The sequence below is a fragment of the Roseateles sp. genome (assembly GCF_039929605.1).
Lineage (GTDB): Bacteria > Pseudomonadota > Gammaproteobacteria > Burkholderiales > Burkholderiaceae_C > Pelomonas.
The window spans coordinates 34,613-47,200 of the sequence record NZ_JBDSQX010000172.1; the positions used below are offsets into that span (position 1 = coordinate 34,613).

Consider the following 12,588-nt stretch of genomic DNA (forward strand, 5'->3'; position numbering starts at 1 on the left):
TGGGCGGAGATGAACTTGAGGCGCGCCAGCGGCAGCTGGGTGGCCGCCTTTGTCCGATGGGTTGCGAGCGAGCGCGGCTAAAGGCGGCCCAGCCGACAGGATTCGAGCAACGTGACTACTCGCTCGTCTTCGCAACAGGTACGAGCGACCGCTCCACGCCGTCGTCGAACCGCGCCCCCTTGCCGTGGATCGGTTCAACGCTGGCGCTGACGCCGGCGGCGTCCGAGCGGATCTGAATCACGCCCAATCCTACGAGCCGGTCGGTTAGCGTCGTGCGTCCCTCGCCGACGAGCACCAAGTTGCTGGCCGCAGACGGGTCGAAGCCAGTCAGTCCGGAGGCGGCCTCGACGCGGGCGGACTGCGCCCAGATGGCATCGGGGTTGTATTTTTCTGCGGCCGCGTGTGCGATGGCGCGCGCAAATTCTGGGAAGTACGGATCTGCAATGCCTTCCTGGATTGAGTTGTACTGGAGCGAATCCAGCAGGGGGCGCCAGCGCGAGTTCACTGCATCGAGCGACTGGTGCACCAACGGGTCGCCCAAGTTGAGGTTGACGCTGCTGATGTTGCGGATCGTGCGGGCGACCACCACGTCAGTGCAGCAATTGCCGGAGAACACCAACTGCTCCGGAATCTCGGCATCAACGCCATAGCCAAGCAACCCCCGCTGCCATTGCACGGCCATCGGCGTTGTGCGGGCCAGTAGCCGCATCGGACCACTGCCATCCCAGCCCTTGAGGCAGGAGTAGTACAAATCCTCGGCGGCAACCCCATCAGGCAGGCCCCAGTAGGAGCCATTGAGCCCGAGGCTGCCGTCCGGCCGGGCGCCGGTGAAGCGGTTGTTGCGCGAGAAGCCGCCGACGCCGCTTGTCTGGATGTCCGGCGGCACACTCATGACGCCGGCATAGTTCAGTGGAAAGCTGGGCGGGTACGGGACGAACCGCAGGACCACGGTATTGGCCGCCACCTCGTGCATCGGAATGTCCGACGTCCTGATCAGCGCGCTCACCGCGCTCGGCTGCCGCTGGAGAGTCAGTGACCGCTGCTGGGCGAGTGGCACGCTGTAGAGCGGTGGTGCGCGGCGGGCGGCGGGCAGGAACAAACCGGGGACGGCGGACATAGTGCTGTTTCCTTGCTGGAGGCTCAGGGGAGCCAGGCGACGGCGCATCCATTGTGGAGGCGGCTTGGGCAAGCGGTTTAGGGGTATCCCTGACATGGCCCGAGCGCCGATCAATGAGTGCTACGCGCGGTGCAGCGAGCAGGCGTCCGGGATGCTGGTCCGCTGTGACAGGGCGTCGCTGAACTCGCCCGCGTGCCGGCTTCACGCGCGGACCTCTCGGCCGTCCTGCATACCGATAGGTAATGGGGTGAACGCAGTGAACCCCAACACATACCAACCGCTCTCCATTTGGTTTGGTTGACCATGACGCTGCCTGCTTTAGGGTTCGCCGTGCTGACCCCAAGCTGCGGGCAAGATGCCCCTCCCCGCTGCGCTCAATCGCGGCCTTGAAGTTCAAGCTGCGCGCGGCGGAGGCCGGCTATGTGCTGGCGCAGCAGGATGTTGGCGTGATCTATCGCAAGCAGCAGGACCTGCAGAACGCGACGCTGTGGTGGGAGCGCGCTTCCCGCCAAGGCGAGGTGCAGGCGACGGCCCTCTTGGCACACCACCTGTCGGGCGATGCCTCGCCCGACCCTGCCAAGAGCTATGCGCTGATGCTGGTGCTCAAGCAGCTCACGCCCAAGCCGCCACAGGAATTGCTTGCGCAGATCGCCAAGGTCGAGCCGCAGCTGACGGCCGACGACAAGGCCAAGGCAGAAGCCATCCGCGCGACCTGGCTGACGGGCAAGTCGCCGCTGACGGTCCAGGCGGATACGGGCATGAAGCGGGTGCAGGCGCTGTTGGCGTCGCGCTGAGCTGCTGGCTGGATGAGCGCTTTCGGTGATGGCCGGCCATGTCACCGGGCTGCACGGTGGCATGCGCCATGCTTCCAAAGCCTGCATGGAAGCAAGCTCGCAAACGTCTCATGAACACTCCTGGCTTGACGATGGCCATGCGCTGGTGGCGGGCTCGCTCTTCGTTGCACTCGGCATGACGATGTTTTCCTACGCAGGCCTGCTCACCGGCGGGGTTGCAGGACTTGCATTTCTCGTCAGCTACGCCACAAGCGGCAGTCTGGCGCTGTTCTTCTTCCTCTTCAGCCTGCCCTTCTTCGTGCTGTCTTGGTTCCGTCTCGGTGCGGAGTTCACGGGCAAGAGCTTCCTTGCCGTGGTGATGGTGTCCGTGTGCACCGCCTTGGCACCACAGGTTGTCCGCTTCGAGTTGCTCAATCCGTGGGCTGCCGCTGTGCTTGGGGGTTGCCTCATCGGCTTCGGCTTGCTGGCACTCCTGCGCCATCGCGCGAGCGTCGGGGGCGTCAACATCCTGGCGCAATGGCTGCAACAGTCGCGGGGGTTCAGTGCCGGCAAGGTGCAAATGTCGGTCGACGTCCTCGTCGTCCTCGCGGCCCTGCTCGTCGTTCCACCGAGCAAAGTTGCGCAATCGGTGCTTGGTGCGGTCACCATTGGGGCGATTCTTGCCCTCAATCACAAGCCGGGCAGGTACTTCGGCGTTTGACGCCGCAGGGCCGCTTCAGGAGACCTGATGTTCGATCACGTCAAGTTCGGCGTTAGCGACTACGCCGCCAGCAAGGCCTTCTACGTCCAGGCCCTGGCGCCGCTCGGTGTGGTGGCGGGCGGCGAGGGCGAGCCGGCGTACGGCATCGAGCTGTACGCCAAGGGCCAGGTGGCGACGCTGTGCCTGTTCCAGACGGACGAGAAACCGGCGCATCTGCACCTGGCGTTCGTGGCCGAGACGCGCGAGCAAGTCGATGCGTTCTAGCGGGCCGCGCTGGCGGCGTGTGGCCAGGACAACGGCGCGCCGGGCTTGCGCTCGAAGTACCACGCGAACTACTACGCCGCGTTTGTCATCGGCCCGGACGGGCACAACATCGAAGCGGTCTGCCACGCGGCAGCGGAGTGACATTTGTCAAAGGTGACGAAGCACGCTGCGCTGGTCGAGGTCTTTCCGAAGTTCGCCGAAGAGTTGCGCTTGGCACTCGCCGCGTGCGGTGAGCCGCATTTGGCTGCTCAGGTGCTTGACCTGACCGTGGCCTCGTGCAGTTACGACAGCAGCGGCGAAGCGGGCTACATCCGCGTCAGGTCTGCGGAAACGTTGAATGTCGTCGAGCAGAACATCATCGGCACGCGGCATGGCCGCACCGTGTCGGTTGATCATCCTTGTTGGGTCTACGTGGACGTCGATAACTTTGACCGAATCACCGGCATTGAGCTGCTGGCCGCTTCACCGCATGCAGCACAGCTCCTTGCGTTCGGTGTCACCCCATCTTCCTTCGACGACGTGTGATCCGCAGGGTTGGCCGCAGACCCTAGCGCCGCAGCTGCGCAGACGTGAACCGGCGGCCCGTCAGCGACAACTTGGCGGTGGCGCGGATGTCGTCCGAGCCTGCGCCGAGTTGCACTTCGTAGCTCCCCGGCGCGATGACCCATTCGCCCGTGGCCTCGTCGAAGGTGGCCAGCAGCCGGGGATCGATGGTGACGGCGCTGGTGCCGGTCTGGCCCGGCTTCAGCGCCAGTTTGTCGAAACCGACCAGCCGGCGCGGCGCCTCCCACTTGGCGCTTTGCGGCGCGCTGACGTAGACCTGGCCCACCGAGGCACCCTCGCGGTTGCCGCTGTTCTTGACCGAGAACTTGACCGTCACTTGCCCCTTGGCCTGGCTGGCAGCCAAGCCGCCCAGCTCAAAGCTCGTGTACGACAAGCCATGGCCAAAGGCGTACAGCGGCTTGTGGCCGTGCAGGTCGAACCACTTGTAGCCCACGGCCGCGCCTTCGGTGTACCGCACCGTGAACAGCGGCCCCTCTGACTTGCCGCCGATCTGCGGGCGGACGAGTTGATCGGTGCTGGCGGGGAAGGTGAGGGGCAGGCGGCCCGACGGGTTGACGGCGCCCGTGAGCAGCCGGGCGATGGCCTCGCCACCATTGGCACCCGGGTAGAAGGCCGCCAGGATGGCCTTCACATCCTTGGCCCAGGGCATGAGGATGGCGCCGCCACTCTCGACGACGACGACCGCGTTCGGGTTGGCCTTGGCCACCGCGCTGACGACGGCGTCCTGGTTGCCGTCCAGGCTCAGCGACGGCGCGTCCAGCGACTCGGCCGTCCACTGGTGGACGAAGACGATGGCGACATCGGCCGCAGCGGCGGCCTTGCTGGCGGCGGCTACATCGGTGCCGGCATCGAAGGCGAATTGCGTCGCCGGCAGCAGTTTCTGCAGCGCCTTCATCGGCGACGACGGTTGCCACACCTGCGTCAGCCAGCCGCCGGGGCCGAGGCCGGGCACGGCGTTGCCGCCGATGGGCGTGACGACGGCGGAGCCGCCGCCCGCGAGCACGGCCTTGTCGGCGTAGCTGCCGATGATGGCGACGCGCTTGGGCATCGCATCAGGGGAGAGCGGCAGCACGCCGGCCTCGTTCTTCAGCAGCACGAGCGACTGCTCGGCGGCCTGCTGCGAGATCTTGGCGTGGGCGGCGTAATCAATGGCATTGGCGATGGCGCCGGCCGTCTTCGCGTCACCAAGGGGGTGGTCCACCACGCCCTTGTCGAACATCGCCCACAGGATGCGGCGCACCATGTCGTCCAGCCGCGCCTGCGGCACGGAGCCGTCGTCGATGGCCTCTTTCAGCGGCTTGCCGAAGTGGGCGACCTTGTCGAAGGGAAAGCCGGATTGTTGATCCAGCCCGCCGTTGGCGTCCTGCACCGTCGAGTGCACGGCGCCCCAGTCGGACATGACGTAGCCCTTGTAGCCCCAGTCGCGCTTGAGCACCTGGTTCTGCCATTTGTCGTTCTGGCAGGCGTAGACGTCGTTGATGCGGTTGTACGAGCACATCACCGAGCCGGGGCTGGACTTCTCGATGGCGAGCTCGAAAGCTAACGCATCACTCATGCGCAGCGCGGGCTCGGAGATCTGCGCGCTGACGATGTTGCGGCCGGTCTCCTGCGCGTTGATCAGGTAGTGCTTGACCGTCGAGATGATGTGGTTGGCCTGCACGCCGCGGATCAGCCCGGCGCCCATCTCGGCGGCCAGCAGCGGGTCCTCGCCGGTGTATTCGAAGTTGCGGCCATTCTGCGCCTCGCGCGCCAGGTTGACGCCGCCCGCCAGCATGATGTTGAAGCCCGACAGCCGCGCCTCCAGGCCGATCATCCGGCCGCCCGCCTCGGTCACGCGCGAGTCCCAGCTAGCGGCGGTGGCCAGGGACGAGGGCAGGGAGGTGCGCTCCAGGTAGGGGTTGCGCACGCCGATGGAAGCGTCGGCCTGGAACTGCGCCGGCAGCCCCAGGCGCGGGATGCCGGGGATGTAGCCGGCCGAGCCAGGGATCACCTTGGTGATGACTTCCTTGGCGTTCACGCCGGGGATGACGCTGGCGTCCACCTGCGCGAGCTGGTCGCCCGAGGCGTAGCCGAACACCAGCAGCAGCTTCTCCTCTTGCGTCATCGCCTGGAGCAGCAGCTCGGTGCGCTGAGTGGACGTCCTGGCCTTGTTCATCCAGGGCTGGGCGTCGGCGGCGAGCAGGGTCGGTGCGGCGGCACTGAGGGCGAGCGCCACAGCCGTGGCGAGCAGGGAGGCGTGCATTGATGTCATGGCAGGTAGCGCTCCACCACGGAGGTGTGGACGCCTTCAAGAGCTGAGAGGGCGGGCGGACTCTACAGGGCTGAGGCCGGCTTTGGCTGTCGTTCAACCCTGCCGTCAGCTGGCCGGGCGCAGCGCTCGTTGCCGTGTCGGACGAACGCCTCGGTGCCCTCAGAATCGGCCCCCAAAGAAATACAGGGAGACACAGCATGCCTAACACCCCGGCAGCACGGCCTTTTGCCACGCGGATGCTCGCCGCCTGCGTGCTGGCCATGGCCCCGCTGCTCGCTGGTGCGGTGGAGCCCGTCGCGCGGGTGCTCACCTTCAGCCCGCAGGGGCAGGTGCCGGGCGCGGAGCAGGTCCGGGCCACGTTCAGCGAGCCCATGGTGCCTATGGGCAAGGTGGCTGCGCCGGGGCCGTTCGACGTGGACTGCGGGCTCGCTGGTGAGGCGCATTGGGTGGATGACCGCACCTGGGTCATGGATCTGAAGGATCTGAAGGACCAGACGCGTGACGGCCGGGCCTGCGAGTTCCGCGTCAGGCCGGCGCTCACGTCCCTGGCCGGGCATGCCGTGGGCGAGCCGCTGGCGTTCCGCTTCCAGCTGCCGGCGTTGACCGATGAGATGAAGCGCAACGTCGCGGGCGTTTACCCCCACCACGGCGCGGCCTGGGTCGCGGAGGACCAGGTCTTTCTGCTGCGCTACACCCATCCCCTGGGCGGCACTCCCACTGACGTGCGCTGCGAGGCCCCCGGCCATCCCGAGGCGCCGGCCGTCCACCTGCCGACCGAGGTGCGCGACGGGCTGAAGAAGCAGGCCAGCTGGATGTGGGAGGCGCCCGACCGCCTGGAGGCGGTGCGCTGTCCCTTTGCGCTGGCGCCCGAGAGGCCCGTCACGCTGCGGCTGGTGCGCCCGACCTTGAAGCCCTACGTGATGAGCTACACGGCTCGCGCGCTGCCGGCCGTGACCGTGGCATGCAGGCGTTTGCAGCCCGATGGCGACTGCGCCGCCAACTTCCCCATCGCCCTGGAGTTCAACGCGGCGATGCCTGCAGCCCTGCTTCGCGAGATCAAGCTGGACGTAGGGCAGGGCTTGCGCCCCGGCACGGTGACGGTTCGGCCGGCAACGCTGACTTCCGGCGCCAGCGGCACGGTCACTTTCGAAGACGGTTTCCAGCCCGGCGCCGAGTACCAGATCCACTGGCCGGGCCAGGACTTCGTGGACGACGCGGGCCGCAAGCTGGCGCGTGACCGCCGGCCCGCCAGCATCAAGACGCTGCCTGCGCTGGGGCTGGCGTACTTCCCGGTGCCCACGGTGTCGATCCGGCCGCTTCAGGCCGACAACCCGTTCCCGGTCTTCCTGCAGGGCGCGGCCACCCGGCCTGCCGTGCGCGCCAAGGTCGTCGGGGCGGGCGATGGCGGCGAGGCGGCAGACAAGCTCATCCTGCAGTGGATGGGGCTGCGCGGCGCCAATGACGGCGTGCACCACTACTTCTCGATGCCCGACGCCTGGCGCCCGCGCGGGCGGGTCGATCCGCCTCTGTTGGGCGACGCCGCCGCCATCCCGTTGCAGGCCGTGGAGGCTGCGGCCTCTTCCGAGGCCCGCGGTGGGCGAGTGGCGCTCAAGGGCGCGGGCCTGCATCTGCTTGAACTGCAGGCGTTCGCCGATCAGGGCGATGCCGCCCCCGCGTACGACAGCGTGGCGGTGTTGCTGACGCGGCTGGCCGTGCACTTGAAGGTTGCCGAGGCCAACAGCGCCGTGTGGGTGACGCAGCTAGACGGTGGCGCCCCGGTTGCCGCAGTGGACCTCAGGGCCTACGACTGCCACGGCGTTCTTGTCTGGCAGGGCCGGAGCGATGCGAACGGCCTGGCGTCCATCGACCGCAGGTCGCTCGCCATCTGCAGCAAGCCCCCCGATGCCGGCGTGACGGTCGTCGCCCGGCACACCTGGCCCGACGGCGAGCGGGACGTCTCGGTCGCCAACAGCCGCTGGACGGGCCTGCTCGACGCAGCAAGCTACGGCATCCACGAAACCTGGGGCGGGACGACCGTCCGGGCGCATACCGTGCTGGACCGCAGCCTGTTCAAGCCGGGCGAGACGGTGTCGATGCGGCATGTGGTCCGGCGGGAGAACATCGCCGGGCTGGCCGCAGGCGAGCTTCCCCGCAGCGCGACGATGGTTCATCTCGGTTCAGGCAAGACATGGACCGTCCCGCTGGAGGAGATCGCGCCCGGCGAAGGCCTCTCCCGCTTTGAGCTGCCCGGTGATGCGCCCTTGGGCAGCTACACGGTGTTGCTGAAGCTCGGCGAGGGTTCGTCGTTGAACGTTACCGACCACGACACGGCGGCATTCGCCGTCGAAGCCTTTCGCCTGCCCGGCATGCTGGGCGCCATCCAGGCGCCCCGGCTGATCTTCGGCGCGGCGCCGACGCTGCAACTGCGCCTGCATCACGCCGACGGCGGCGCGGCGCAGCACTGGCCCGTCACGTTGAAGGTCTATGCCCGGGCGTGGGGAGACCGCGAGTCCGCTCTGCTCGATGGCTATGCGGACATGCCGGCCTTCCTCGACGAGGCGGCCGCAGCGAAGCCTGAACCGGATCAGCTGCTGCTGGACATGCAGTCGTTGCAGCTCGATGCCCAGGGCCATGCGCAGGCCACGCTGCTCGCGCTGCCCAGCCGCGCACGGCCCTATGTGCTGCGCGCCGAATTGAGCTACCAGGACCCCAACGGCGAGGCCCAGACCGTATCGCAAGGCTTTGACGTGCTGCCCAGCCTGCTGACGGTTGGCGTGCGCACGCGAGGCTCGGTCGCGGTCCAGCGGCCGCTGGAAGTGCAAAGCCTGGTGCTCGACGAAAACGGGGCGCGGCGCGGCCGGCAGCCCGTGAGCGTGAGCGCCAAGCGCAGGGACGGCTACGGCTCTGGCGACGTCGAGGACCTGGGCGAGGTCTGCAAGGGCCTGACCGATGCCAAGGGCGAGCTGGTGTGCGGCTTCGTGCCCCGCAAGGCCGGGGTTTACCAGTTCGAGGCCGCCGCAACGGACCCGGACGGCAGGGTGGCCGCCGCCTACAGCGTGCCCATCTATGCGAATGCGCAGCGCTTGCCGGCCGGCCCACTGTTCGTGAGCGCCGACAAGACGCTGTATCGCGAGGGTGAGATGGCCAGCCTCGCCGTCTCCAGCCCCTTCAAGCGGTCCCGCGTGTGGCTGACGCTTGAGCGCCGGGGTGTCCTGGAGTCCCGCGTGCTCACGCTGGACGCGGCGCAGGCCCGCATCCCGCTGCACATTCGCCGCGAATGGGCGGGCAATGTGTCGGTCTCGCTGCTGGCGCTGGATGCCGACGCGGGGCCGTTGCCGGCAGCCATGGCCACGGGCATCACCGAACTGATGGTGTCCACCGAGGCCCATGCGCTGCGGGTCAGCCTCACGCCCGACCGGCGGCGCTACCAGCCCGGCGATGCGGCCCGGGTGCGTATCCACGTCGCGACGCCGGACGGCAAGCCGCTGCCGGCGGCCCGCAAGCTCAGCTTTGTGGCGGTGGACGAAGCGCTGCTGAGCCTGAAGGGCAACCCGAGCTGGCAGCTGCTGGCCCGGATGCAGGCCCCTCGCCTGCACAGGGTGCACACGACCAGCGGCCTGGTCATGAACCCTGCGGTGGACGAGCGAGCCATGCTGCGCTCGGCGGAGGGCGTGCTCATGGACTTCCTCCAGCACTCGGCTGACAAGGCCGCCGGGATTGTGACTGTCACGGGGCAGCGGAGTGCATTGCAGAGTGCGCAACGTGTGGTCGCAGACCAGGCCGGCAAGCTCCCCGGCACGGGCCCCGCCGCCGCGCCGCCGCCGGCCCGCGCCCTGCTCGACGCTCTCCTGTACTGGCAGGCCGACGTGCCCGTCGACGACAACGGCGACGCCGTCGTGAGCTTTCCCATCAAGGACGGGCTGAGCCGTTTCCGGCTGGTGGCGGTGGCCAGCGCCGGCAGCGAGGAGTTCGGCACCGGCGCGGCCCACCTGGACGTGATGAAGGACCTGCAGCTCACCGCCGGCCTGCCGCCACGCGTCCGCGAGGGCGACCGGTTTGCGGCGCTGGTGACGGTGCGCAACACGTCCGCCGGCCCCATCACGCTGGACGCCAGCGCCGGCCTCTCCGGCCAGGCCGCACTGCCGGCCCAGGCCGTTCGCCTGGCCGCGGGCGAGGCGCGTCAGCTCAGTTGGGAGGTTCGCGTGCCCACCGGGGCCAAGGCCTTGAGCTGGACCTTCGCGGCGAAGGAGCGCGGCCGCGACGGCCGGCAGGACGTGCTGGAGACCACGCAGCAGGTCGAACCCGCTGTGCCCGTGACCGTCCAGGCCGCCACGCTGGCCCAGGTCAACGGCAGCTTTGACGTGCCGGCGTTCGGCTTCGACGGCGCCGGTGCCGTAGCCGGTACCGCCCGTGTGAGCGTGCAGCTGCTGCCCTCGCTGGCTGGCCAACTTGGCGGCGTGCAGGCTTGGCTCGCCAGCTACCCCTACCACTGCCTGGAGCAGAGCGTGTCACGCGCCGTCGGCATGCACGACCGCAAGGCCTGGGATGCGGCCATGGCGGAGCTGCCGCGCTATCTGGACGAAGACGGCCTGGCCAACTACTTCCCGCCCGAGTCCACCCTCGCGCGGCTGGGCAGCGACACGCTGACGAGCCATCTGCTGGACTTGGCCGACACGTCGGGCTGGCCCATTCCCGAGGCCGAGCGCAAGCGCATGCTGGCCGGGCTGGAAGGCTTTGCGGCGGGCCGCATCAAGCGCGTGTTCTGGGCGCCCCGGGATGACGGCCTGGCGCGCAGGATCGGCGCGCTGGCGACGCTTGCGCGCTACCAGCGGCTCGCGCCCGGGCAGCTCGACGCCATCCGCGTCGACCCCGACGAGTGGACCACCCGCATGCTGATCGACTGGCTGACGGTGCTGAGGAAAACCGATGCACAGCCGGCCTTGCTGGGGGCGGCGGGGAACGCGCTGCGCGCCCGGTTGACCTACCAGGGGCACCGGATGAGCTTCTCCACCGAGACCCGCGACTACTGGTGGTGGCTGATGAGCCACGGCGACGTGGACGCCGCCCGCCTGCTGCTCGCCGTGGCCGACCTGCCCGACTGGCAAGCCGACCTGCCACGCCTGCTGACCGGCCTGCTGAGCCGCCAGCAGAACAACGGCGCCTGGGCCACCACCAATGCCAACGCCTGGGGCACGCTGGCCGTCGATGCCTTCGCCCGGCTGCTGGAGCCGGTGCCCGTGGCCGGCGAGACCCGCATCGCGCTGGGCCAGCAACGCAAGACGCTGAGCTGGGACGAGCCCGGCAGCAAGTCGTTCGACGCCCCGCTAAGCAAGGCCAGCGACGCGCTACACATCCAGCACGACGGCGCAGGCGCCCCGTGGGCCTCGGTGGAGGTGCGTGCCGCCGTGCCGCTGACGGCGCCGCGCGCTGCCGGCTACAGCGTGAGCCGCAGCATCACCCCCGTGCAGCAGAAGGTGCCGGGGCAATGGCATGTGGGCGACATCGCGCGCGTGCGCCTGAGCGTCCGCGCCCAAGCCGACATGAGCTGGGTCGTGCTGGACGACCCGGTGCCGGCCGGCGCCAGCATCCTCGGCAACGGCCTGGGCCGCGATTCCGCCGCCGCCCTGGCGGGCGAGCAACGCACGGGCAACGCCTGGCCGCTGTACCAGGCGCGCGACTTCACGTCGTTCAAGTCCTTCTACCGCTACGTGCCGCGCGGCGACTTCAGCCTCGAATACACGATCCGCCTCAACAACCCCGGCCAGTTCACTTTGTCGCCCACGCGTGTGGAAGCGATGTACGCGCCGGAGGTGTTTGGCGAGGCACCGAATGCGGTGTTCGGCATCGAGCCGTGAGGCAGGGCTACTGCGCCACCAGCTCCACGCGCCTGTTCCTCGCCTTGCCCGCGTCATCGCCATTGCCCGCCACCGGCGCCAGGCTCGCCAGGCCCTTGGGCACGACGCGCTTGGCGTCGACCTTGAAGGGCGCCGCCGTGAGCGCCGCCGCCACGGCCTGGGCGCGGGCGAGGCTGAGCTTCTCGTTGGCGTCGAAACCGCCGACGTTGTCGGTGTGGCCGACGATCCAGGCCTTCAGCGCCGGCTGGCTCTTCAGCAGTTCGGCCATGGCTTCGAGCTGGGGCTTGGACTCGGGCTTGAGCTCGGTCTTGCCGGTGTCGAAGAACAGGCCTGTCAGCGTGACGCGGCCTTCCGCCGCGAGGCCCGCCTGCAGGGCCGCCGGGTCCACGGTGACCTGGCCGGTCTCCATGGCCTTGGGCTCGACGATCTGCAGATAGGTCGTGACGAGGCCGGTCGTCGCATTGGCGGCCAGCGAGTTGTAGAGCAGCACCGTGGCCTCGTGCCCCGGCTTGCCGAGCGTGCCGACGAGCATGCGGCCGTCTTCGGGGGACAGGGCCGAGGTCAGGTCGTAGCGGCTGCCGGTTGGCGTCTCGACGCTGCCCTTGGCCCAGGTCATGCCTTTGTTGGGATCGCTCGTCTTCCACCAGGCGAAGTAGAGGTCGGCGCATTTGCTTTCGCACGAGAAGCGCTTCTTGAAGCCGGCGGCGTTCAGCGCCTGCTCGTAGTTGCGCCACACCTCCAGCGCGGCCTTGCCGCGCGGCGCGATGTAGAGGGTGCGCGTGACTTTGCCTTCGAGGTTGAGCGGGTCCTTGAACTGGCGCCCGTCGGTCTTGGCCATCTCGGCGCTGCCGGGCAGCACGGCGGCGTCCCAGTTGGAGATGCTCTGGCCGGCCAACCAGGAGCCGGCGAAGCGCTTGACGAGGGGATGGTCGGCGGCGCCGGGCAGGTCGACGACGGGTTTGTCGGCCGCTGGCGCGGCGGTGGCGAAGGCGGCGGCCAGCAGGGCGGCGGCGCAATGAGCAAAAGTCTTCATGAGGTCAGTC

Annotated in this window: 7 protein-coding genes and 1 pseudogene; 5 read left to right on the plus strand and 3 right to left on the minus strand. The window is 68.8% G+C overall.

The genetic code is table 11. The features are described 5' to 3' along the window. Window positions 1–115 precede the first annotated feature (115 nt). Window positions 116–1,117 carry a hypothetical protein gene (locus tag ABIS05_RS23235; protein ID WP_348010471.1) on the minus strand — a complete coding sequence of 334 codons (1,002 nt, stop codon included), beginning with the start codon at window positions 1,115–1,117 and terminating at the stop codon, window positions 116–118. 386 nt (window positions 1,118–1,503) lie between these two features. Here ABIS05_RS23235 and ABIS05_RS23240 point away from each other — a divergent pair, with 386 nt between their 5' ends. From ABIS05_RS23240 to ABIS05_RS23255, 4 genes and pseudogenes are all read left to right on the plus strand, one after another. After that, window positions 1,504–1,911, plus strand: a complete 408-nt coding sequence (locus tag ABIS05_RS23240; protein ID WP_348010472.1) for a hypothetical protein — start codon at window positions 1,504–1,506, stop codon at window positions 1,909–1,911. Window positions 1,912–1,939: 28 nt separating this feature from the next. Beyond that, window positions 1,940–2,611, plus strand: coding sequence for a YitT family protein (locus ABIS05_RS23245; RefSeq protein ID WP_348010473.1), 672 nt, complete (start codon window positions 1,940–1,942; stop codon window positions 2,609–2,611). 27 nt (window positions 2,612–2,638) lie between these two features. Beyond that, window positions 2,639–3,016, plus strand: a pseudogene (locus tag ABIS05_RS23250) (VOC family protein). A 12-nt stretch (window positions 3,017–3,028) separates the two neighbouring features. Beyond that, entirely contained in the window at window positions 3,029–3,400 is a 372-nt protein-coding gene (locus tag ABIS05_RS23255; protein ID WP_348063343.1) for a DUF2283 domain-containing protein, read from the plus strand. A 22-nt stretch (window positions 3,401–3,422) separates the two neighbouring features. Here the strand turns inward: ABIS05_RS23255 and ABIS05_RS23260 are convergent, their stop codons facing one another. After that, complete coding sequence (locus ABIS05_RS23260) at window positions 3,423–5,690, minus strand: beta-glucosidase (protein ID WP_348063345.1); 2,268 nt, start codon at window positions 5,688–5,690, stop codon at window positions 3,423–3,425. Between the two features lie 197 nt (window positions 5,691–5,887). Here ABIS05_RS23260 and ABIS05_RS23265 point away from each other — a divergent pair, with 197 nt between their 5' ends. Then, complete coding sequence (locus tag ABIS05_RS23265) at window positions 5,888–11,545, plus strand: MG2 domain-containing protein (RefSeq protein WP_348010476.1); 5,658 nt, start codon at window positions 5,888–5,890, stop codon at window positions 11,543–11,545. Between the two features lie 7 nt (window positions 11,546–11,552). Here the strand turns inward: ABIS05_RS23265 and ABIS05_RS23270 are convergent, their stop codons facing one another. Continuing rightward, a complete protein-coding gene (locus tag ABIS05_RS23270; RefSeq protein WP_348010477.1) occupies window positions 11,553–12,578 on the minus strand; it encodes an OmpA family protein in 1,026 nt (341 codons plus the stop codon). Window positions 12,579–12,588 lie beyond the last annotated feature (10 nt).

Excerpts from the sequence above, each read along its gene's own strand:
- ABIS05_RS23235 (WP_348010471.1), bottom strand. The coding sequence starts at position 1,117 with ATGTCCGCCGTCCCCGGTTTGTTCCTGCCCGCCGCCCGCCGCGCACCA.
- ABIS05_RS23245 (WP_348010473.1), top strand. The coding sequence starts at position 1,940 with ATGGCCGGCCATGTCACCGGGCTGCACGGTGGCATGCGCCATGCTTCC.
- ABIS05_RS23260 (WP_348063345.1), bottom strand. The coding sequence starts at position 5,690 with ATGACATCAATGCACGCCTCCCTGCTCGCCACGGCTGTGGCGCTCGCC.
- ABIS05_RS23265 (WP_348010476.1), top strand. The coding sequence starts at position 5,888 with ATGCCTAACACCCCGGCAGCACGGCCTTTTGCCACGCGGATGCTCGCC.
- ABIS05_RS23270 (WP_348010477.1), bottom strand. The coding sequence starts at position 12,578 with ATGAAGACTTTTGCTCATTGCGCCGCCGCCCTGCTGGCCGCCGCCTTC.